The sequence below is a fragment of the Comamonas sp. 26 genome (genome assembly GCF_002754475.1).
Taxonomy (GTDB): domain Bacteria; phylum Pseudomonadota; class Gammaproteobacteria; order Burkholderiales; family Burkholderiaceae_C; genus Comamonas.
On record NZ_PEFL01000001.1, the window covers coordinates 837,299 to 858,779 of the forward strand.

At 60.5% G+C, this 21,481-nt stretch carries 17 protein-coding genes; 13 read left to right on the forward strand and 4 right to left on the reverse strand.

Translation table 11 applies throughout. From position 1 onward, the window contains the following. Positions 1-54 precede the first annotated feature (54 nt). The 9 genes from CLU84_RS03860 (at position 55) to CLU84_RS03900 (ending at position 11,627) form a co-directional block, all read left to right on the forward strand. Positions 55-2,241 (forward strand): diguanylate cyclase domain-containing protein, encoded by a 2,187-nt coding sequence (locus CLU84_RS03860; protein WP_233209919.1) that lies wholly within the window; start codon positions 55-57, stop codon positions 2,239-2,241. A 142-nt stretch (positions 2,242-2,383) separates the two neighbouring features. Next, the gene (locus tag CLU84_RS03865) at positions 2,384-3,316 is read left to right on the forward strand and encodes a LysR family transcriptional regulator (RefSeq protein ID WP_099736018.1); all 933 of its coding nucleotides are present in this window, start codon (positions 2,384-2,386) and stop codon (positions 3,314-3,316) included. 123 nt (positions 3,317-3,439) lie between these two features. Then, positions 3,440-4,954 (forward strand): ABC transporter ATP-binding protein, encoded by a 1,515-nt coding sequence (locus CLU84_RS03870; RefSeq protein WP_099736019.1) that lies wholly within the window; start codon positions 3,440-3,442, stop codon positions 4,952-4,954. Next, entirely contained in the window at positions 4,947-6,041 is a 1,095-nt protein-coding gene (locus CLU84_RS03875; protein ID WP_099736020.1) for an ABC transporter permease, read from the forward strand. The genes CLU84_RS03870 and CLU84_RS03875 overlap by 8 nt, the downstream gene beginning before the upstream one ends. A gap of 3 nt (positions 6,042-6,044) precedes the next feature. Then, the gene (locus tag CLU84_RS03880; RefSeq protein WP_099736021.1) at positions 6,045-6,965 is read left to right on the forward strand and encodes an ABC transporter permease; all 921 of its coding nucleotides are present in this window, start codon (positions 6,045-6,047) and stop codon (positions 6,963-6,965) included. Between the two features lie 52 nt (positions 6,966-7,017). Continuing rightward, positions 7,018-8,166: a BMP family ABC transporter substrate-binding protein gene (locus CLU84_RS03885; RefSeq protein WP_099736022.1), complete on the forward strand. Its 1,149-nt coding sequence runs from the start codon at positions 7,018-7,020 to the stop codon at positions 8,164-8,166. A gap of 193 nt (positions 8,167-8,359) precedes the next feature. Further along, positions 8,360-9,517, forward strand: coding sequence for a BMP family ABC transporter substrate-binding protein (locus tag CLU84_RS03890; RefSeq protein WP_099736023.1), 1,158 nt, complete (start codon positions 8,360-8,362; stop codon positions 9,515-9,517). 86 nt (positions 9,518-9,603) lie between these two features. Continuing rightward, positions 9,604-10,578 carry an aromatic ring-hydroxylating dioxygenase subunit alpha gene (locus CLU84_RS03895; protein WP_099736024.1) on the forward strand — a complete coding sequence of 325 codons (975 nt, stop codon included), beginning with the start codon at positions 9,604-9,606 and terminating at the stop codon, positions 10,576-10,578. Continuing rightward, positions 10,578-11,627, forward strand: coding sequence for an adenosine deaminase (locus tag CLU84_RS03900; protein WP_099736025.1), 1,050 nt, complete (start codon positions 10,578-10,580; stop codon positions 11,625-11,627). Before CLU84_RS03895 ends, CLU84_RS03900 begins: the two co-directional genes overlap by 1 nt. A 107-nt stretch (positions 11,628-11,734) precedes the next feature. On the opposite strand, the gene CLU84_RS03905 is transcribed toward CLU84_RS03900, so the two are convergent. Beyond that, complete coding sequence (locus CLU84_RS03905; RefSeq protein WP_099736026.1) at positions 11,735-12,766, reverse strand: LacI family DNA-binding transcriptional regulator; 1,032 nt, start codon at positions 12,764-12,766, stop codon at positions 11,735-11,737. Between the two features lie 351 nt (positions 12,767-13,117). Between CLU84_RS03905 and CLU84_RS03910 the strand changes: the two genes are divergently transcribed. Genes CLU84_RS03910 through CLU84_RS03920 form a run of 3 tightly spaced genes read left to right on the forward strand, consistent with a single transcriptional unit; the run spans position 13,118 to position 17,803 of the window. Beyond that, positions 13,118-15,928 carry a xanthine dehydrogenase family protein molybdopterin-binding subunit gene (locus CLU84_RS03910; protein WP_099736027.1) on the forward strand — a complete coding sequence of 937 codons (2,811 nt, stop codon included), beginning with the start codon at positions 13,118-13,120 and terminating at the stop codon, positions 15,926-15,928. Beyond that, positions 15,928-16,497, forward strand: a complete 570-nt coding sequence (locus CLU84_RS03915; RefSeq protein ID WP_099736028.1) for a (2Fe-2S)-binding protein — start codon at positions 15,928-15,930, stop codon at positions 16,495-16,497. The genes CLU84_RS03910 and CLU84_RS03915 overlap by 1 nt, the downstream gene beginning before the upstream one ends. Beyond that, positions 16,490-17,803: a cytochrome c gene (locus CLU84_RS03920; protein ID WP_099736029.1), complete on the forward strand. Its 1,314-nt coding sequence runs from the start codon at positions 16,490-16,492 to the stop codon at positions 17,801-17,803. The genes CLU84_RS03915 and CLU84_RS03920 overlap by 8 nt, the downstream gene beginning before the upstream one ends. 78 nt (positions 17,804-17,881) lie before the next feature. On the opposite strand, the gene CLU84_RS03925 is transcribed toward CLU84_RS03920, so the two are convergent. The 3 genes from CLU84_RS03925 to dkgB all read right to left on the reverse strand — a co-directional run bounded on the left by CLU84_RS03925 (position 17,882) and on the right by dkgB (position 20,395). Then, a complete protein-coding gene (locus tag CLU84_RS03925; RefSeq protein ID WP_099736030.1) occupies positions 17,882-18,322 on the reverse strand; it encodes an HIT family protein in 441 nt (146 codons plus the stop codon). A gap of 67 nt (positions 18,323-18,389) precedes the next feature. Next, entirely contained in the window at positions 18,390-19,562 is a 1,173-nt protein-coding gene (locus tag CLU84_RS03930; RefSeq protein WP_099736031.1) for an MFS transporter, read from the reverse strand. Positions 19,563-19,591: 29 nt separating this feature from the next. Then, entirely contained in the window at positions 19,592-20,395 is an 804-nt protein-coding gene (gene dkgB, locus CLU84_RS03935; RefSeq protein WP_099736032.1) for a 2,5-didehydrogluconate reductase DkgB, read from the reverse strand. A 150-nt stretch (positions 20,396-20,545) separates the two neighbouring features. Between dkgB and CLU84_RS03940 the strand changes: the two genes are divergently transcribed. Next, a complete protein-coding gene (locus CLU84_RS03940; RefSeq protein WP_099736033.1) occupies positions 20,546-21,445 on the forward strand; it encodes a LysR family transcriptional regulator in 900 nt (299 codons plus the stop codon). The last annotated feature ends 36 nt before the right edge of the window (positions 21,446-21,481 follow it).

Genomic DNA, 21,481 nt, shown 5'->3' on the forward strand with positions numbered 1-21,481 from the left:
CTCCGGGGTTTCCTCTCGTGAGCCAGTGTGCACGGGCTCTCTATATTGAAGCCTATGTCAGACACTGTTCCACTCTTGCAAGCAGAACCGCCATGGGTTGCTTCGCCGCAGCCTGTGGATACAGCCACGGGCGCGCATGTCGGCATGCTTCGTAAAAGCCCCGGCCCCATGCTGCGCAGCATGGTCTTGATCGCCATGATTGCGGTGCTACTGGTGGGTGCGGGCGCTGCGGGCTGGATGGCTTATTCCATGCGCAAGGTCGTCATGGAGGGGGCTCTGCCTGCGCAGACCAAGGCGCTGGAGTACGCAGCCCGGTCGCTGACCTTTAGGGTCGAGCAGCAGCAAAAGCCGTTGCATAACCTGGCCATGGTGCTGTCAGAGCACATCCAGGACTCTCCAGGGGCGATGGAGGCCATGCTCATGCAGCCTACATCCTTGGCCCAGCAGTTCGAGCAAGTGCAACTGGCCAATGACAAGGGACAGTTGCTGGTCAATCTGCACAAAGAGCAGGCCAAGCCATTGCACCAGCTGGATGAGCCGCTGCGCGAAGTCCTTAAGCGGGCGTTGGCCGAAGGCAAACCGATGACTCAGGCGTGGGTGCGTCCCAGCGATGCGGGTTTGCAGCTGGAGTTCCATAGCGTGGTGCCAGTGCGTGATGCTCAGGGCAAACTGAAAGGCGTACTGGGCGGCACTTACAAAGTGCCTCTGACGGTGCTGTTCTCTCTGGAAGTGGGCTCTGCCAATGCAGGCAGCCAGTTGCTGCTGATTGATCGTGACCTGCATCCTTTGGCGCTCAGCAGCAAAGGCGAGTGGCAACTACCTGCTGCAGGTGGTACGGCATTGCCCAAAGAGCTGGACTCCGTCTGGCTCAAGACCGCTCAGGCGGGTGCTGTTAGCGAACAGCGCAATAACAAACTCTTGAGTGCCATGCCCTTGCCCTGGGGGCAATGGACTCTGCTCAAGATGAGCGATGTTCAGGAATGGGTGCCTGGTATTTCATCAAAAATGATGGGCTGGCTGGCAGCTGCCTTGCTGGCCGTGGCGCTGGTATTGGGGGCTGTGCTCTGCCTGATTGCCTATCCGCTCACCGCCTTATTCCGAACGGCAGAGTGGGCTGAGCGCCGTGGCCTGATGCTGGAGGTGGATTCTTCAGTTCGCGGTGCCAACTGGTGGCAGGCCCTGTCTGATCATGATTGGGGTGAGGCGCAGACCCTGCGCACTGCGTTGCAGGCTCTGGGTGGAGGCTATGAAGTGCATGGTGAGCGAGAGCGTCAGCTGGAGCTGCAGCTGCAAACGTTGATGGACTATGCGCCTGTGGGCCTGATCGTGACGCATGGCTCCAAGGTGCAGCGCGTGGGCATGCAGGCCGCCAGAGTTCTGGGTTACCAGCCCAGAGAAATGCCGGGGCTGCCGGTGCGCGCCCTGTGCGCTACAGATGCGGACTACGAGGACTTGATGGAACGAGTTCGCCGGGCGCTTGATACCTACGGCCAATTTGATAGCGAGGTCTGCTTTGTACGTAAAGACTCCAGGCCGATATGGGTGCGAATTCACGGGCAAAGCATGCAGCGCATGAGCCGGGTATGGGAGCTGACAGGCAAGGAGCTGGATGAGCATTACCTGGTCTGGGAGCTTGAAGATGTGACCACGCAGCGTCAGTTGCGTGAGCAGTCCAGCTGGAAGGCCATGCATGACCCACTGACGCGCCTGCCCAACCGCACGGCCTTTGCCTTGCGCCTTAAAGAGTGGCTGCGTGAATATGCTTCGCCCGACTATCTGGAGAGTCTGAGCGCTGCGGGCACTGTCAGCCGTACGACGGCGGAGCCCGCAGTGCACGGCATCGTGCTGTATGTGGATCTGGATCACTTCTCTCAGGTCAACCGCCAGAGCGGCCGTGAGGTGGGCGATGAGGTGCTGGGCCATATTGCCCGGCTCATTGAATCCACCGTGCGCCCGCATGGCTGGGTGGCCCGCGTGGGCGGGGATGAATTTGCCATTCTCATGGCCGGTGTCAGCCGTGAGGAAGGCATGCGCCACGCGCAGCTGCTGTGCATGGCCATTCAGGACTGGGACGGTTCTTATCAGGGCCAGCGCTATATGTTGAGTGCAAGCATTGGCATGCTACTGCTGGATGCCAGCTATCACACCGCGGCTACGGCCTTCAAGGGGGCAGACATGGCTTGCTATGCCGCCAAGCGCAAGGGGCGTAATCGTGTGGAAGTGATGGCTGCATCGGTGTGAGCGCGCGTTTCGTGCATCTGGCTCACGGCTGTTGAGTCCAGCATTTGACGGATTAACCGTGCTGACTGAGTTACGCTCCGATACTGCTTTTTTGACAAAATAAAATAGGCCCAGCCAGGCAATGGTCGGGTAGCCAAGCCCCATGCGTGACCAGACCTTGTTTGACAAGATAGACCTGCACCTGATCCGGGTGCTGCACACGGTGCTGACCGAGCGCAGCGTCTCCCGTGCTGCTTTGCGTCTGGGCATGCATCAGCCCGCAGTATCGGCGTCACTGCGCCGCTTGCGTGAACTGGCGGGTGACCCTTTACTGGTGCGCTCGGGCGCGCAGATGCAGCCTACCGATGTGGGGCTGGGCATGGTGCAGCCATCGGCTGACATTCTTCGCGCCGCCGAAGGCCTGTTCAGCGATGCGCGCCAGTTTGACCCTCGGACCTCTACCCGCACCTTCCGGATTGCAGCCAGCGATTATCTGGACCCGCAGTTTCTGCCTCGGCTGATGTCAACCATCAAGGCGCAGGCGCCTCACTGCCCGGTGGATTTTCTGCCGCTGAGTGCCGAGGCCCATTACGAAGGTCAGCTGGCCGATGGTGAAATTGATGTGGTCATTGGCAACTGGCCCCAGCCACCCGAAGGGCTGCACATGGCCAAGCTGTTTGAGGATGAGGTGGTCTGCCTCGTCAGCCCCAAGCACCCTGCAGTGCGTCGAGGCTGGGATGTGGCGCAATGGCTGCAGGCCGAGCATATTGCGCCCACCCCGGCTTATCCCGGTGCGCAGGGTGTGATTGACGAGCAATTGGCAGGCATGGGACTGAGCCGCCAGGTGGTTGCGCGTTGCGCACATTTCAGCCTGATACCTGACATGGTGGCATCAAGCTTGCTTGTGATGACATCGGGCCGACTGTTCTGTGAACGCTTCAGCGAACGCCTGCCTTTAGCCATCTTGCCGTGCCCCGTGGAATTTCCGCCATTGGTCTATTACCAGCTCTGGCACGCCCGTTCGCATGTCGGTGCAGCCACGCGCTGGTTGCGTGAGGTGGTGAGAAATGTGGCACTAACGCTGCGAAATCAATAGCTTGTATCCCGTTCCTGTTCAGCGCAGAGAGCCTGTTTGAGTCAATTTGTTATTTGAATTGAGAGACAATCCAGCGATGAATCCCCCCCAACACAATCCCCGTCTGCGAATGCCCCTGCGCGTCTGCAGCTGGAGGGTATTACCAAGCGGTACCCAGCTGTTGTTGCAAACAGCAAGGTATCGCTGAAAGTCAAGCCCGGCGAGATCCACGCCATACTGGGCGAGAACGGCGCTGGCAAGTCCACGCTGATGAAGATCATCTATGGTGCCGTCAAACCTGACGAAGGCACCATTTTGGTGGACGGCAAGCCGGTCCAGATCCGTAACCCGCAAGAAGCCCGTGCGCTGGGCATTGCCATGGTGTTCCAGCACTTCAGCCTGTTTGACACGCTGACCGTGGCCGAGAATGTCTGGCTGGGTCTGGACAAGAGCATTTCCCTGGCCAAGGTCATAGAGCGCGTGGAAGCTACGGCGCGTGATTATGGCCTCGATGTTGATGCGCATCGTCCTGTGCACACTCTGTCTGTGGGTGAAATGCAGCGCGTGGAAATCATCCGTGCATTGCTGACCAATCCGCGTGTACTGATTCTGGATGAGCCAACCTCGGTGCTCACGCCGCAGGCCGTCGAAAAGCTGTTTGTCGTGCTGCGCCGACTGGCCGCCGAAGGCTGCTCCATTCTCTACATCAGCCACAAGCTGCATGAAATTCGCTCGCTGTGCACGGCCTGTACCGTGCTGCGCGGTGGTGTGGTGACGGGAGAGTGCAACCCAGCCAATGAAACCAATGCCTCGCTGTCGCGCATGATGATTGGCTCGGAGCCGCCAGAGCTGGAGCACCGCAGTGCCAACACGGGCGATACCGTGCTGCGCGTGCAGGGTCTGTCCATCAAGACGCAGGAAGCGTTTGGTGTGGATCTGCAGGGCATTGCGCTGCAGGTCAAGGCCGGTGAAGTGGTCGGCATTGCCGGTGTGTCTGGCAACGGCCAGAAAGAGCTGATGTACGCGCTGTCGGGTGAAGACACGCGTGCCGAGCCTGAAATGGTGCAGCTGCTGGGTAAGGGCGTGGGGCGTATGGGTCCAGGGCGTCGCCGTGGCATGGGTCTGCATTTTGTGCCTGAAGAGCGTCTGGGGCGCGGTGCCGTGCCCAGCATGGGGCTGGCGCACAACCTGCTGCTGACCCGCAAGGATGCACTGGGCAAGGGCAGCTGGATTCGCATGAGTCAGCTGCAGGTCCATGCCAAGGACATCATTGCGCGCTTCAACGTCAAGGCCGGTGGCCCTGGCTCGCCAGCGCAGTCGCTGTCGGGCGGCAACCTGCAGAAATTCATTGTGGGTCGTGAAATTGACGCCAAGCCGCGTCTGCTCATCATCTCTCAGCCCACCTGGGGGGTGGATGTGGGAGCTGCTGCGCAAATTCGTGGCGCCATTCTGAAGCTGCGCGATGAAGGCTGTGCGGTGCTGGTGCTCAGTGAGGAGTTAGACGAGTTGTTTGAGATATGTGACCGCCTGCATGTGGTGGCCAAGGGACGTCTGAGCCCTTCGGTGCAAAGAGCGGATGCCACGGTGCAGCAGATTGGTGAATGGATGAGTGGCCTGTGGGAAAACACGGGTGCAGCGCAGGGAGCCGGTCATGCTTAAGCTGGAACAACGACCTCAGGCTTCCAAGTTCTGGACTTATGGCTCACCCATTCTGGCGCTGCTGATTACGGTGCTGGTGGGCGTGTGCCTTTTTGCCCTGCTGGGCAAAGATCCTGTGAAGGGCCTCCAGGCCTTTTTCTGGGAACCTATCAAGTCTGGCTACGCTTTGGGTGAGCTGGCCATGAAGGCCACGCCGCTGCTGCTGATTGCGCTAGGGCTGGCTGTGTGCTTTCGCTCCAATATCTGGAATATTGGTGCCGAAGGCCAGTTTGTCATCGGCGCAGTGGCCGCAGGCGGCATGGCGCTGCTGGCGGACAAGACCACCGGGCCGTGGATTGTTCCCGCTATTTTGATCGCCGGCATGCTGGGCGGCATGGTCTGGGCGGGCATTGTGGCGTTGCTGCGTGACCGCTTCAACGCTAATGAAATTCTGGTCAGTCTGATGTTGGTCTACGTGGCTGTGCTGGTGCTGGGCTATCTGGTCTATGGGCCGTGGAAGGACCCCATGGGTTACAACTTCCCGCAGACCAAGAGCTTTGAGCGTGTGACACAGATCCCGCGTCTGGTGCAGGGCATGCGTATGAACATCGGCGTCATCATTTCGCTGGTAGGCGCCGGTCTGCTGTGGGCATTTCTGTTCCGCACCCGCGCTGGCTTTGCGTTGCAGGTGGGTGGCCTGGCCCCCGCAGCAGCACGCTACGCCGGTTTTTCCTCGCGCAAAGCGCTGTGGACAGCGCTGCTGATCTCTGGTGCTACCGCCGGTCTGGCAGGTGCGCTGGAAGTGGCAGGCCCGCTGGGTCAGCTCACGCCCTATGTTCCGGCTGGCTACGGCTTTGCCGCCATCATCGTGGCCTTTGTGGGCCGCCTGCACCCTGTAGGCATGATTTTCTCGGCCATTCTTATGAGCATGTTCTATATCGGTGGTGAGCTGGCGCAGTCGCGTCTGGGTCTGCCCAAAGCGCTGACGGGCGTGTTTCAGGGTCTGCTGCTGTTCACGCTGCTGGCCTGCGATACGCTGGTGGCTTACCGCATTCGCTGGGTGGCACAAAAAGCCAGTGCCGCTATTTCTGCAGTGAAGGGAGCCTGATCCATGGAATCCTATGCACTGCTTCTGGGCTCCACGCTGAGCGCTGGCACCGTTCTGGCGCTGGCGGCCCTGGGTCTGCTCATCAACGAAAAAGCTGGCATCGTCAATCTCGGGGCTGAGGGCATGATGCTCTGCGCCGCCATTGCGGGCTTTGCCGCCACGGTTCACTCTGGTAGTACCTGGGTGGGTTTTGGCGCGGGCATGCTGGCTGGCGCGTTGCTGGCTGGCATCTTTGGTGTGCTGGTGATCTGGCTCAACACCAATCAGTACGCTACCGGTCTAGCGCTGTCGCTGTTTGGCGCAGGCTTCTCGGCTTTTGTGGGTCTGGGCTATGTGCAGGCCAAGCTGCCTGAGCTGCCCAAGTTTGCCATTCCCGGTCTGGCTGATTTGCCCGTGGTGGGCCCTGCGCTGTTCACCCTGCACCCGCTGGTGTATGGCTCGATTGCTCTGGCTGCTGTCATGGTCTGGTTTTTGTACCGCACGCGTGCTGGCCTGGTGCTGCGCGCCGTGGGCGAGTCGCCTTCGTCAGCCCATGCACTGGGTTACCCCGTGCGCCGCATTCGCCTGATGGCGGTGATGTTTGGTGGTGCCATGTGCGGTCTGGCTGGAGCTTTTATTTCGGTGGTCTACACACCGCTGTGGGTGGAAAACATGGTGTCGGGCCGCGGCTGGATTGCGCTGGCGCTGACCACCTTTGCCACTTGGCGTCCGGCCCGTATTTTGCTGGGTGCTTACCTGTTTGGTGGCGTGACCATGCTGCAGTTCCATCTGCAGGCCACGGGCGTGCAGATTCCGAGCCAGATTCTGTCCATGCTGCCGTACCTAGCCACCATCGTGGTGCTGGTGCTGATCTCTCGTAACCCCGCGTGGATTCGCGCCAATATGCCTGCATCCTTGGGGAAACCCTTCTACCCTGGAGCTTGACGCCCAGATGTGGTGCAATCCGTTTTTTAAAAAATACATGAGGACAATGACAATGAACACTTTGGGCAAGCGCGCTCTGATCAAGATGATTGGCCTGTCGGCTGTTTCCATGGCAGTTCTGACAGCCTGCGGCAAGAAGGAAGAGGCTCCTGCAGCCCCCGCTGCCGCGCCAGCGGCTGCGGCTCCTGCTGCAGACAAGCTCAAGGTTGGCTTCATGTATGTGAGCCCCATCGGCGACGGCGGCTGGACTTTCCAGCACGAGCTGGGTCGCAAGGCTATTCAGGAAAAGTTTGGCGACAAGATCGAAACCTCCATGGTTGAGAGCGTGCCTGAGTCCGCTGACGCTGAGCGTGTGATGCGTGACATGATCGGTCAGGGCAACAAGCTGGTGTTCGCCACCAGCTTTGGTTACCAGGACTTTGTGCAGAAGGTCGCTGCCGACAGCCAGGGCGTGAAGTTTGAACACGCCACCGGCTACAAGACGGCCGACAACGCAGCCGTGTACGACACCAAGACCTTTGAAGGTGCTTACCTGGCCGGTATCGTGGCGGGCGCCATGACCAAGACCAAGACTGTGGGCGTGGTGGCATCGGTGCCAATCCCTGAAGTGGTGCGCAACATCAACTCCTTCGTGCTGGGTGCCCAGAGCGTTGACCCTTCCATCAAGGCCAAGGTGGTTTGGGTGAACGAATGGTTTGCACCTCCCAAGGAATCTGAAGCGGCCAACAGCCTGATCAACGGCGGTGTGGACGTGATGTACCAGAACACCAACTCTCCCGCTGTGCTGAAGACGGCTGAAGAGCGCGGTGCGCGCGCCTTCGGCAAGGACGGCGACATGAGCGGCTTCGCACCCAAGGCCCACCTGGGCTCGGCTGTGATTGACTGGACTCCTTACTACACCAAGGTGGTGCAAGACACGCTGGACGGCAAGTGGCAGACCGGCAACTTCTGGTGGGGCGTGAAGGAAGGCGCCATCGATCTGAAGAAGATCGCTGACGACGTGCCCCAGGAAATCAAGGACAAGGTCGAGAAGGCCAAGGCCGACATGAAGGACGGCACGTTTGCTGTTTGGACAGGTCCCGTCAAGGACAACGCTGGCAAGGAAGTGCTGGAAGCCGGCAAGGTGGCCGATGATGCCTGGCTGCGCAGCATCAACTTCTATGTGAACGGTATTGAGGGCAAAGTGCCCGGTGCCAAGTAAGCACTGTTTGCAGGACGCCTTAGCGGCGTCCGTCCAAGGCCCCTTCGGGGCCTTTGTTTTTGCGCTGTCGTTTTAGAGATACCCGTCTGCAACTTGGCTCAATTTATGCATATATTGATTAAGGCGCGATGGGGTTTTGTCTGACATCGCGTTTGCATTGAATAACTACCTCAACTTATCCAAGGAAAGACGAATGACTGATTTCAACAAGCGTTCATTGATCAAGGTCGCCGCTCTGACAGCCGTGGCTTCGGCAGCTCTTGTGGGCTGCGGCAAGAAGGAAGAAGCGCCAGCACCGGCCGCTGCTCCTGCTGCCACACCAGCTCCTGCAGCGCCCGAGGCACTGAAAATTGCTTTCGCGTATGTGGGCCCTGTGGGTGATGGTGGTTATTCGTTTGCACATGATCAGGCTCGCAAGGCGCTGGAAGCCGCTCTGGGCGACAAGATCAAGACCTCCTATGTGGAAAGCGTGCCCGAAGGCGCTGACGCCGAGCGCGTGCTGCGCGACATGGCGTCTCAAGGCAATAAGCTGATCTTTGGCACCACCTTCGGCTACATGGACACCATCCAGAAGCTGGCCCCCGAATTTGCCGATGTGAAGTGGGAGCACGCCACCGGCTACAAGACGGCTGCCAATGCCAGCACTTATGACTTCCGTACCTACGAAGGTGCGTACCTGGCGGGCGTGATCGCTGGTGCCATGACCAAGTCCAACACGCTGGGCGTGGTGGGTTCCGTGCCAATCCCTGAAGTACTGCGCAACATCAACAGCTTCACGCTGGGCGCTCAGTCCATGAACCCCAAGATCAAGACCAAAGTGGTCTGGGTCAATGAATGGTTCGCTCCTCCCAAGGAAACAGAAGCTGCCACCAGCCTGATCAATGGCGGCGCCGACATCCTGTTCCAGAACACGGATTCGCCTGCCGTGCTCAAGACCGCCGAAGAAAAAGGTAAGCGCGCCTTTGGCTGGGATTCGGATATGACCGCCTACGGCCCCAAGGCTCACCTGGCATCGGCCATCTTCAACCCCTCCAACTACTACATCCAGACCGCCAACGCCGTTCTGAACGGTACCTGGAAGAGCCAGCAATCCTGGTGGGGTGTGAAGGAAGATGCGATCGACCTCGTTTCCATGGCTGAAGACATCCCCGCTGAAGCCAAGGCAAAGGTTGAGGAAGTGAAGAAGGGCCTGAAGGACGGTACATTCCATATCTGGAAGGGCCCGATCGCCGCCCAGGATGGCAAGGAGCTGGTCGCTGCCGGTGCAGTGGCTGACGATGCCTTCCTCAAGGGCGTGAACTTCTACGTCAAGGGCGTGGAAGGCAAGGTCCCCGGTGGCGATTCCAAGTAAGGGCCGCTAAGCAGTTAACCAGCCTTTTTGGCTGTGACAGGGCCGCCGCAGAGCGGCCCTTTGTTTTGATAAAGATGAATAACCCCATGACTGAACGTACCCTCTGGCATCCTGTTGCCCAATCTTCTGAAATAGTGAGCGCCCCCTTTCCCGTTCAGCTTCTGGAGCAGCCTGTGGTGCTGTGGCGCAATGCTGAAGGTGAGGTCCAGGCTTTTGTGGACCGCTGCCCGCATCGCGGCGCGCGCCTGTCCATGGGCCGCGTGGAAAACGGCAATCTTGAGTGCCCTTATCACGGCTGGCAATTCTCGACGGGCGGCCAGTGCGTCAAAGTACCCGCCGTGCCTGACTTCAAGCCCCCTGCATCGCAGTGCGTCAAGGCCTTTGAAGTGCAGGAAGCCTATGGCCTGGTCTGGGTGCGCCTGGAATCTAGCGACAGCCAGCTGCCCGTGTTCGCTGCCGAGTCTGATGAGCACCTGCGCAAAGTGAATTGCGGCCCTTACGACGTGGCCGCCAGTGCACCCCGCATCATTGAGAACTTCCTGGACATGTCCCACTTCGGCTTTGTGCACGAAGGCTGGCTGGGCAGCCGCGATGCCACGGCCATGGCGACTTACAAGGTCGAGGCCAAGGATACTGGCGTTATCGCCACAGGCTGCAAGGCCGTGCAACCCCAGTCCAACCTGCACTCCACACAGGCGGCTGAAGTCGAATACACCTACGAGGTGACGGCTCCCTACACCGCCGTGCTGACCAAAATTCCTGAAGAAGGCAGCTCCAAGCAAGGCTGGCGCGAGCAGATTGGCCTGTTCATCTGCCCCGTCACTCCGGAGATCAGCCGTGTCTGGTTCCGCCTGGCTGTGGCAGACTTTGAATCGACCGACGAGCAGCTGCAAACATTCCAGCACACCATCTTTGTGCAGGACCAGCCCGTGCTGGAATCGCAACTGCCCAAGGCTTTGCCGCTGGACCCACGTGCGGAAATGCACTCGGCAGCTGACCGTATGTCCTCGGCCTATCGCCGCTTCCTCAAATCTCAAGGTATCACCTTCGGAGTTTGCTGATGAAACATTCCGTCCCCCCTATCGAGACTGCGCGCCTGCCCGAATTGCTGCAAGCCATGCCCAAGGCAGAGCTGCACATGCATATCGAAGGCTCGCTGGAGCCTGAGCTGATCTTTGCGCTGGCCCAGCGCAACAGCGTGAAGCTGGCCTATGACAGCGTGGAAGCGCTGCGTGCCGCCTACGCCTTTACTGATCTGCAGAGCTTTCTAGATATCTACTACGCGGGTGCCAGCGTGCTGCTGCACGAACAAGATTTCTACGACATGGCGCGCGCCTACCTGAACCGCGCCGTGGCCGATAACGTGGTGCACACGGAAATCTTCTTCGACCCCCAGACCCATACCGAACGCGGTGTGGCCATGGAAACCATCATCAACGGCCTGTACCGCGCCTGCCGCGATGCGCAGATTGAGCAAGGCATCTCGGCCACGCTGATTCTGAGCTTCTTGCGCCACCTGAGCGAAGAAAGTGCCCTGCAGACGCTGGAGGCTGCACTGCCGCTGCGCGACCGTTTTATCGGCGTGGGGTTGGACAGCAGCGAGCTGGGCAACCCGCCCGAGAAGTTCGAGCGCGTGTTTGCACGCTGCAAGGAACTGGGCCTGCGCCTTGTCGCGCATGCCGGTGAAGAGGGCCCGCCCGCCTATATCTGGGGCGCGCTGGATGTACTGAATGTGGAGCGTATCGACCATGGTGTGCAGTCTGAAAAAGACGAGCAGCTGATGGCGCGACTGGCCAAGGAGCAGATTCCGCTCACGGTCTGCCCGCTGTCCAATCTCAAGCTCTGTGTGGTCAAAGACCTGGCGGATCACAACCTGTCGCGTCTCTTGAAGGCAGGCCTCAAGGTCATGATCAACTCGGACGACCCGGCCTACTTTGGCGGCTATGTCAACGAGAACTACACCCAGCTCTTTGCCGCGACGGGCATGGGCGCAGACGAGGCTTACCAGCTGGCGCGCAATAGTCTGGAAGCCAGCTTTGCCAGCGATGCCCAGAAGAGCGTCTGGATTGCACAGCTGGACGCGGTCTTTGCGCGTTTTGCTGCTGCTTGAGAATTGGGATGAAAATGGCTTGAAGCCAAATACTGGAAAGCGCAAGAAGCTATTGTTTTGATAGTTTCAAGCGCCTGATAAACACTGCAAAGCCTCGTTGAAGAGATTCAGCTGGGCTTTCTTTGTGTGGATCGGCGCAGCGCCAGACTGGGCAGAGGGCTGCTTGCTGTGCGCCGCGTCATGTCGCCGCGCAGATGCTCGAACAGCAAGTCCACGGCCTGCTGTGCCACGGTTTCCAGATGCAGGTCCAGAGCCGTCAACGGTGGCTCGCAGCTGCGTGCACGCAGGCCGTCATAGCGGGTGGCCAGCATCAGGTCTTCGGGAATGCGCCGTCCGGCCTCCTGTACATAGCGGGCTGCGCCCACGGCAAAGGCATCGACCATGACCAGCATGGCATCCAGTTCGGGGTGCTCTGTCAGCAACTGACGGGCTGCGGCATAGCCGCCATCCTCTCCCAGCGCTTCATCCAGGCGCAGCGTCACGGGCTGCATGCCGTGGCCAGCTGCCATAGCTGCATAGGCCTGCTCGGCCTGGCTGTAAGAGGTACGTTCCGAAGCGCCAACCACCAGCGCAATGCGCTGTGCGCCCTGCGCCAGCATATGGGTCAGCAGCATTTGCGTGGCGGGGCCGGACAGCAGATCCACATAGGGAACGTCAATGTTGTCGCCGCCGGGACGGCCAATCGACACCACGGGCAGGCCCTGTGCCAGCAGCGCAGCCAGTTGAGGGTCGCCGGCCTGCGGCTCTATGACCAGAGCGCCGTCTATGTCGAGCAGGTTCAGCGTGTTCTGATCGGGCCTGTGGGGCGGCACCAAGGCCATGACTAGGCCGCGCTCCAGCGCCGAAGTGGCGGCGACCGATGCCACTTCCATGAAAAACCCCAGCCGTGATGGCCCGCCCGAGACGGTGAAGGGCATGGACGACAGCAGCGCAATCATGCTGGTGCCGCCAGTGCGCAGGCGCTGGGCATGGCGGTTGGGTCGGTATCCCAGGCTGCGCGCAACGTCCTCTACCTTGCTGCGGGTGACGGGATCCACCTGGCCGCGGCCGTTGAGTGCGTGCGAAACCGTGGTGCGTGAAACACCGGCCTCTCGGGCCACGTCGGCAATGGTGATGCGTTGGGCGGATGAGTCGGCCATGAGGTTTCTCGGAAAAAAGCGGTTGGATCAGACCTGCGCTGCCTCGCCAGTGGACAGGTCCCTGCAAGCATTGGTGGTCATTCCAGCAGGCCCAGTCAGCATTAGTAAAGGTTTTGTATACTTTACTTTGCCCAAATCGATTTGGGTAACTTGCTTTACTGCCTGTTCCTTATATATGGAATTGTTGAAATGATCTTCAAATCGATTTGGGGTTCATCCAGGTGGCAGCACGGACTGCCCACCACAGAGGACTGAACAGCAAGCACTGTTCTTGGGCGGGTTGCGTGGCAGGAATGAATCAATCGCAACCACGGCGCTGCAGCGCGGCCGCTGCGGTTTGCTCAATGGAGAATGAATGTGCCCAAATCAGATTTGAGTCGGCGCAGCTTTTTGAAGGCTGCGGCCGCTCTGGGGGTGATTGCCGGCGTGCGCCCGCTGGAGCAAGCGCTTGCCGCGATGGTCGAGCCTGCTGCAGGGCAGGAGGGCGGCTGGCTGGCAGGCGGGCAACTGCGCTACCGGCGCGATGGCATGGCCAAGGTCACGGGGCAGAAGCTGTTTGCCATCGATCTGCGCGCCAGAGATATGACGGGCTGGCCTGCCCAGCAGTCCTACGCGCTCTTGATCATGATTCCGCGTGCTGACTGCATCTACGAAGGTCTGGATCTGTCGGTGCTGGGCAAGGACTTTGCCCCCGATGTGCTAGTGGATGCCGAGCGCGCCGAGGCCGATGGTGTGCGCATGCCCGAGCCGGGTTTTTACGGCAGCTACTTCTTGTCTAAGGGTCAAGTCTCGCCCATGCTGGGCCAGCCCGTGGCGCTGGGTATCTGGCATGACTACGAGCGCTATCGCCAGGCCGTGCGCCTGCTGCGCTTCAATGATGGCATCTTCAAATATGGCGCGGCGGCTACGCCGCCCCAGCGCAAGCCTTATGTGGCCGCGCGCTATGTGCGTATGGGCGCTGAGAAACATGACGAACCCGATCTCTACGCGCCGCTGACGGACGGCATTATTCGTCCCCAGCTCACCGGTCCTGAAGTGCAGTGGCCGGGTGTGGACCACCCCAAGCACGGCAAAGCCATGCAGTACTCGGCTGACATTCAGCAACTGCTCAAGCAGCCGCCTGAAGGGGTGAAGGTCTTCTCACGCGACTATCACAGCCAGTCCATGGAGCCTGCAGCGCTGGAGCCGGAAAACGGTCTGGCCTGGTACGAGAGCGCCAAGGGCGTGATGCACATGGTCGGTGCCACACAGGCACCTTACGCCACGGCGGGCCATATGGTCGGCATGCTCAAGGCCAGCCGCTTTGCGCTTCATGAGATGGACTACCTGAGCGCTTTCACTGTGGGCTACGGCCAGAAGGAGCACCATTCCTTCCCGTACTACGTGGCACTGGCTGCGTTGTATGCCGAAGGTCGGCCCGTGCGCCTGGCACTGGACCGATGGCAGCATTTCCAGTTCGCGCTCAAGCGCCACCCGTTCGACCTCAAGACCACGATCGCCGTGGATGCTGCAGGCCAGTTTCAGGCGTTCTCGGTGGACATGCGCGGCGACGGCGGCGGCACCATGAATTTCAGCCCCTCGGTGGGCACATTGGGCGTGGCGTCCTCGCAGTCCGTGTACTACTTTCCCAAAAGCGATCTGTCCGTGGCGGTCTACCCCAGCAGCGAGGTGACGGCCGGGTCGGTGCGCGGCTACGGCACCTTGCAGTCCATGGCACCCACCGAGATGCTGGTCGACGAAATTGCCGACCAGCTGGGCATGGATGCGATTGCGCTGCGCCAGAAGAACATGCTGCGCACAGGTCTGCGCAACACCCAGGGGGCCGTGCCCGCAGGTCATCTGCGCATTGGCGAAATTCTGGCGCTGGCGGCGAAAGATTCCGTGTGGACGAACCGCGCCAAGCGCAAGGCCGAGTACGAAGCCGCCAACCCCGGCATGCGCTACGGCGTGGGCTTTGCTTCGGTGCAAAAAAGCTTTGGTACCGCCGGTGAGGCCGCGCTGGCGCTGATTGAGCTGTCGCCCGAGGGCAAGCTCAAGATGAAGCACATCACGGCAGAAATCGGCACGGGCACCAGTACCGCGCAGATGCTGGCAGCGCAGCCCTTTCTGGGTCGCCCTGTGGACGAGGTGGAGTTCGCCGCCCAGAAATGGCCCGAGATGCCGGTGCACACGCAGGAGCAGCCCAATTCCACGCCCCAGGTCGATGAAGACCGTCAGTCGCAAGACCCTTACTGGGTGCCCAGCTTCACATCGCCACAGTCGGCCTCCAACTCTGCCTATTACTTCACTCACACTACGCGTCAGGCGGCCAAGCTGCTGCTGGCTCACGGTCTATGGCCTGCGGCGCTGTCCATCTGGGGCAATCCGTTTGGCGGTCCGCTGCAGGGCATGCCGGTCACGCTGGATCAGGCCGAATGGGTGGACGGCAAGCTGGTCGCCGGAGCGATGGAGCCTTTGAGCTTCGAGCGCCTGGCCGCGCGTGCCCATGAGCTGGGTCTGGTCACGGGCGTCTGCGTCCATACCTTCAACCGTCGCTCCTGGGCCAGTGCCGAGTTTGAGCTGGGCGGTCAGCGCTTTAGCGCCGAGATCGACGCTCTGTCCGTGCGTTTTGGCAAGGGTGCCGATGCCGCGAAGAAAGCGGCCATGGACAGCGCCGGTTACGCCTTTCAGCCGCGCGTCAAGGTCAGCTATCCACCCGTGCATCGCCTGGCGGCGGGAGCGGTGTATTACGCACCTTGCGCCACCCTGGTGGAGCTGGCTGTATCTACCGGCACCGGCAAAGTGAGCTTGTTGGGCCACAAGACCTGGCTGGAATGCGGCTCGCAAATCGTGCCCGAGCTGGTCTCGGGTCAGTTGCAGGGCGGCGTGGCCATGGGTATCGGTCACGCACTGTATGAAGAGCTGCCATTGGGCCCCACCGGCCCCGGCAATGGCACTTGGAGCTTCAACCGCTATCACCTGCCGCGCGCCAGCGAGCTGGCGGTGTGGACAGCCGAGGGCCATGTGCTGCCGCCGGTCTCGCGTACCGATCCGCCCAAGGGCATTGCCGAAGTGGTGATGATTCCCGTGGTTGCTGCCTGCGCTAATGCCGTGGCCCATGCCACCGGCAAGCGTTTCTATCAATTGCCGCTGAGCGCGGAACGAATCAAGAAGGCATTGTGATGCAGCAACGTATCCAGTTTTCCGCCACCATCAACGGTCAGAAGACCGGTCCTCACGATCTGCCGCAGGACCTGATGATGATCGAGTTTCTGCAGGAATATCAGGCCCTGACCGGCACCCGTCTGGGCTGCGGCCAGGGCGTGTGCCGTGCCTGCACCGTCATCGTCGATGAGCCCGGCAAGGGCTCGCACACGGTGCCAGCCTGCGTGACCGGCGTCAGCTGGCTCAACGGCAAAAGCATTCGCACCATCGAAGGCGCGGCCAGCACCGATGACAAGGGTCAGCCCGTGGCCTCGGCCGTGCAACAGGCTTTTCTAGAGCATTTCTCTTTCCAGTGCGGCTATTGCACACCGGGTTTTGTGAATTCGGCCACCGTGCTGATGGAGCAACTGCGCGCCAAACCCGTGGCAGCCAATGCGGTGGAAGAGGCCGTGGAAGCCGCTCTGGACAAGCATATCTGCCGCTGCACCGGCTATGTGCGTTACTACCACGCCGTGCGCGACCTGATTCTGGCCACGCCCGGCCTGACCACGGGCCAGCGCACGCGGGAGGTCAGCCGCCATGGATAAAACCCAACGCAGCAAGTTGACCAAGATTGCGGCGGGCATTGCCGCTGCCGCCGTGGTGGTGCTGGGCGGCATGTACATCGTCGGCAGTTCCAGCGGCAGCGTGCCTGCTGCCACGGTGGACTTTGCCAGCATCAGCCCCGAGCAAAAGCAGAAGCTGTCTGACCGGGGTCTGCAGGTATTTCGCGCCGCCGACTGCGCGGCCTGCCATAGCTCGCCCACCACAGGTGCTGAGCTGGCGGGCGGCATGGCCATGGTCACGCCCATGGGCACGTTGTATGGAACGAACATTTCGCCCTCCAAGGAGCATGGCATAGGCACCTGGTCGGCCGACGACCTGTACCGCGCCGTGGCGCGCGGCATGGCTCCGGGGCGCAAGAACCTGTACCCGGCCATGCCTTACGCCAGCTACCACGACATCACGCGTGCCGACGTCGATGCGCTGTGGGTCTGGTTGCAGGCCCAGCCTGCGGTGGAAGTCGCCAATCGCCAGCCCGAGATGAACTTCCCGTTCAGCATACGCCCCGGTCTGGCTTTGTGGAATGCGCTGGAGCGCCCATCGGGCGAGCAAAACCTTGGCGGTGTGCCTGAAGCCGCCAATACGCTCGATCGCGGTGCCTATCTGGTCAACACCATGGGGCACTGCGGCGAATGCCACACACCGCGCACCGCCAGCTTTGCCATGGACCTCAAAAAGTCACTGGCAGGCAATGTGATCGAAGGCGCCTATGCCCCCGATCTGCGCCCCAAGGCCATGGCCGAGCGTGGCTGGAGCGAGCAGGACTTGGTGCAGTTTCTGCGCACCGGCCTGTCATCCCAGGGCGTGATGACCATGGGCATGTTCCCCGTGCTCGAACATTCCAGCTCGCATCTGGACGAGCGCGATCTCAAGGCCATGGCCGCCTATCTGATGCAGGGCGAGAAGCCACAGCTTGCACCAGCCCAGCCTGCCGAGGCCCCGCAAACGCCGGTGTCGGCCAATGGCGAACGTGTCTATGTCGGTCTGTGCGCAGGCTGTCATGGTGTCGATGGCCAAGGCCAGCCGCATTCCTCGCTGCGCCTGGATACCAACACCACGGCCATGTTCCCCACGCCGCTGAATCTGGTGCGCGTGATCCGCGAAGGTCTGCCCGAGCGCGACCTGGCCCATGGCGAGCGCATGCAGGCCATGCCCGGCTTTGCCGAGCAGCTCAGCAATGAAGATATGGCCGATTTGGTCAACTACATGCGCGTGCGCTGGGGTCGGCAAAAGGGAGATGTGACGCCATCGCAAGTGGCGGATGCCATCAAGACCGCTGAATCACACTAAGAGTGATTTAGAAGTAAAAAGAGCTTCCAGCGCTTATGCATCAAACGCTGGCAGCTCTTTTTTTAATAGTGGCAAGATTCAGGAAAGCTGAGCCTTGATCTCTTCAGCCAGTTGTCCCAGCACGGCAAAGCCGGGCTCCTCGCGCTGCCAGACGACCGACAGGCCATCGCCCTCAAAACGCGGCAGCACATGCAGATGGAAGTGAAACACCGTCTGCCCCGCCGGTGCGCCATTGGCCTGGAAGATATTGATGCCGTCGGGATCGAAAGCCTTGTTCACCGCTGCCGCCACGCGCTGGGCCGTCTGCATCACGGCACCGGCTTCCTCAGTCGTCAGCTCCAGCAGATTGACGGCATGGCGCTTGCTGGCCACCAGCACATGGCCGCGCGTGGCCTGGCCTATGTCCATGAAGGCGATGGTCAGATCGTCCTCATAGACTTTGGCCGATGGGATTTCCCCTTTTGCGAGCTTGCAGAAAATGCATTCGCCAGCGGGCGAGTGGTCTACAAACATGGGCATGGCGCTCTCCTTTTAGTTATTCAAGCGCCCTATCTTAGGAGGTGTCTGCCAGTGCTGGGTGCGTTGCTTAAGCCGAGGCCAGTCTGCGAGCGCTTCGTGATCCACCAATGACCAGGCTCAAACCCGCAGCCGCTAGCGCAGCTCCTGCCCAGCTCACTGATGCATAACCCCAGCCCGCCGAAATCACTGCCCCCCCGGCGGCAGCACCCAGCGCATTGCCGAGATTGAAAGCGCCGATGTTGACTGAGGCCGCGAGGCCAGGCGCTTCTGCCGCAGCCTGCATGACCCTGATCTGCACCGGCGGCACGATGGCGAAGGTCGCAATGCCCCAGACCAGTAAGCCCAGCAGCGCTCCGGCCTTTGAGGGCAGGACAAAGGGCAATGCCAGCATGATGAGCGCCAATGCAGCTAGGAATAGCTTGGTGCTGCCATCCAGCGACCAGTCGGCTAGCCGCCCGCCCAGCCAGTTCCCAATCGTGAAGCCCAGGCCGATGATGACCAGCGACAGAGTGACAAAATTGGGCGTTGCCTCCGTCATGCTTTGCAGCACCGGTGCCACATAGGTATAGAGCGTGAACATGCCGCCTGCGCCCATCACGGTCGTCCCCAGAGCCAGCAGAACCTGGGGCCGGGTCAGTACACGCAACTCGCGGCGCACGTCCGGCATCTTTCCCACTTCGCCGCGCGGCAGCGTGATGGCCAGTGCTGCCATGGCAACTACACCCAGAGCCGCCGTCAGCACAAACGCCATGCGCCAGCCAATTTGCTGGCCCACCCATGTGGCTGCAGGGACACCGCCGATATTGGCAATAGTCAGGCCCAGAAACATGGCAGCCACCGCACTGGCTTGCTTGTCTTTGGGCACCAGGCTGGCGGCGAGCACGGAGCCCAGGCCAAAGAATGCGCCATGGTTCAAGCTGGTTACCAGCCGCGCCATCAACAGCGTGGAGTAGCCGGGAGCCGCCGCCGCCAGCATGTTGCCAATGACAAAAATGCCCATCAGCGATATCAAGGCGGTTTTGACGCGAATGCGGCCCAAAGCCAGCGTCATGATGGGAGCCCCGATCATGACGCCCAGCGCATAGGCGGTAATCAGCATGCCAGCTTCTGGAATGCTGGCACCCACGCCATCGGCAATGACTGGAAGCAGACCCATGGGGGTGAATTCGGTCATGCCGATGCCAAAGGCACCCACGGCCAAGGCCAGCAGCGGCCAGCGTGGATTCAGGTTTTTTTGCATAAATGGCGATCTGTTTGCGGTGTGCCGACTCAGTCCCAGAGGGGGGCGAGTCCTTCGGGGTTGACCTCGCGTCCATTGCGCTCCAGTCGGGCCATCTCTGCCATTTCGCTGTCTGTCAGCTGCAGGTTCTGCGCCAGCAGATTGCTGGCCAGATTCTCGCGTTTGGTGGAGGACGGAATGACCGCAAAGCCGCGCTGCAAGGCCCATGCCAGCGCTACTTGTGCTGGCGTTGCCTGGTGCTTCTGTGCAATCTGTGCGATGACAGGCTCGCCCAGCACCTTGCCGTAGGCCAGCGTCATATAGGAGGTCACATCAATTTGCTGGCTTTGCAGAAAGCTCACCAGCTTGGGGTTTTGCAGATAGGGGCTTAACTCGATCTGGTTGGTGGCGATTTCGCTTTTTCCAACGGCGGCAATGGCTTGCTGCGTCAGGTCGATATTGAAGTTGGAGACGCCTATGAGACGCGTCAGGCCCAGAGCCTTGGCTTCGGCCAGTGCCGTCATGGCCTCTTCCAGAGTGACGTTCTGAAAGGCGGGCCAGTGAATCAGTGTCAGGTCTACCTGCTCGGTACCCAGCTTGCGCAGGCTGTCCTGCAGGCTGGGGATGAGCTTGCTGCTGGACAAGTTTTCCACCCAGATCTTGGTGGTGATGAAGAGCTGCTCGCGTGGAATAGCGGCTTCTCGTATGGCTTGGCCTACTTCTGCTTCATTGCCATAGATCTGTGCCGTATCGATAGCCCGGTAACCGACTTCGAGTGCCTTGCGCACGGAATCAACAACGACCTGGCCTTGCAGGCGAAAAGTGCCCACGCCGAAAGCTGGAACATGGTTCATACAAAAAACTCCTTGAGGGCATTCCTTGGCGGAACCCCGGTTGCGATAACGATCAACCCCGTGCGGGGCTGACAACTGCGCAAGTGTGTTCTTTTGTTTATTAACTAAAAAGACATGTATGGGTAAAAAATATTTGATAAAAATTCAAATATGAAAATTACACTCGATGAAATGCAGGCCTTTATCACGGTGGTGGACAGTGGCTCCATCACCGGCGCGGCTGAGCAACTGGGGCAAACCATTTCGGCCACCAGTCGTACGCTTGCGAGGCTGGAAGCCAAGCTCAGTACCACGCTTATGCGTCGCAGCACCCGGCGGTTGGAGTTGACCGAAGAAGGGGCGACATTTCTGACGCGGGCAAGGCAGATCGTGGCGTCTGTGCAGGAGACCGAGGAGCTGATGACGGAGCGCCGCAATCAGCCAGAGGGGCGGTTGCGGGTGGATGCCGCCTCGCCGTTCATGCGCCATGTCATCGTGCCGCTGGTGGCCAGTTACCGTGCGCGTTACCCGCGGGTGCAGCTTGAGCTGACGAGCAACGAGGGCGTGATTGACCTGCTGGAGCGGCGCACCGATGTGGCGATTCGTATAGGTAGCCTCAAAGATTCAAGCCTGCATGCCACGCCCATTGCCAGCAGCGGTATTCGCGTGCTGGCCAGCCCAGCCTATCTGGCAGAGCACGGTGTGCCGCGCAGTGTGGAAGAGCTAACGCAGCACCCGCTGCTGGGGTTTATGCAGCCAGAGTCTCTGAATGACTGGCCGCTGGTCGGTGCTGATGGTCAGGCGCTGCATATAGCGCCGATGGTACGCGCCAGCAGCGGAGAAACATTGCTGGAGCTGGCGCTGCAAGGTGCTGGCATTGTTTGCCTGTCGGATTTCATGACTCAGACCGAGCGACAAGCGGGGAGACTGCAGCAGCTTTTTCCGGACCAGACTCTGGAGGTTCGCCAGCCTATCAATGCGGTGTACTACCGCAACACGGCTTTGTCGTCCCGTATTGCGTCATTTGTAGATCACCTCAAAGACGCTTTGTCCTCAGGGTTTGAGGTTTGAGCGCGTGCTGATCGCGCAGATCATTTACACGCTCTC

Bases quoted from the DNA above. Each gene is read 5' to 3' on its own strand.
- CLU84_RS03860 (WP_233209919.1), top strand. From the start codon at position 55: ATGTCAGACACTGTTCCACTCTTGCAAGCAGAACCGCCATGGGTTGCT.
- CLU84_RS03865 (WP_099736018.1), top strand. From the start codon at position 2,384: ATGCGTGACCAGACCTTGTTTGACAAGATAGACCTGCACCTGATCCGG.
- CLU84_RS03875 (WP_099736020.1), top strand. From the start codon at position 4,947: ATGCTTAAGCTGGAACAACGACCTCAGGCTTCCAAGTTCTGGACTTAT.
- CLU84_RS03880 (WP_099736021.1), top strand. From the start codon at position 6,045: ATGGAATCCTATGCACTGCTTCTGGGCTCCACGCTGAGCGCTGGCACC.
- CLU84_RS03885 (WP_099736022.1), top strand. From the start codon at position 7,018: ATGAACACTTTGGGCAAGCGCGCTCTGATCAAGATGATTGGCCTGTCG.
- CLU84_RS03890 (WP_099736023.1), top strand. From the start codon at position 8,360: ATGACTGATTTCAACAAGCGTTCATTGATCAAGGTCGCCGCTCTGACA.
- CLU84_RS03895 (WP_099736024.1), top strand. From the start codon at position 9,604: ATGACTGAACGTACCCTCTGGCATCCTGTTGCCCAATCTTCTGAAATA.
- CLU84_RS03900 (WP_099736025.1), top strand. From the start codon at position 10,578: ATGAAACATTCCGTCCCCCCTATCGAGACTGCGCGCCTGCCCGAATTG.
- CLU84_RS03905 (WP_099736026.1), bottom strand. From the start codon at position 12,766: ATGGCCGACTCATCCGCCCAACGCATCACCATTGCCGACGTGGCCCGA.
- CLU84_RS03910 (WP_099736027.1), top strand. From the start codon at position 13,118: ATGAATGTGCCCAAATCAGATTTGAGTCGGCGCAGCTTTTTGAAGGCT.
- CLU84_RS03915 (WP_099736028.1), top strand. From the start codon at position 15,928: ATGCAGCAACGTATCCAGTTTTCCGCCACCATCAACGGTCAGAAGACC.
- CLU84_RS03920 (WP_099736029.1), top strand. From the start codon at position 16,490: ATGGATAAAACCCAACGCAGCAAGTTGACCAAGATTGCGGCGGGCATT.
- CLU84_RS03925 (WP_099736030.1), bottom strand. From the start codon at position 18,322: ATGCCCATGTTTGTAGACCACTCGCCCGCTGGCGAATGCATTTTCTGC.
- CLU84_RS03930 (WP_099736031.1), bottom strand. From the start codon at position 19,562: ATGCAAAAAAACCTGAATCCACGCTGGCCGCTGCTGGCCTTGGCCGTG.
- dkgB (WP_099736032.1), bottom strand. From the start codon at position 20,395: ATGAACCATGTTCCAGCTTTCGGCGTGGGCACTTTTCGCCTGCAAGGC.
- CLU84_RS03940 (WP_099736033.1), top strand. From the start codon at position 20,546: ATGAAAATTACACTCGATGAAATGCAGGCCTTTATCACGGTGGTGGAC.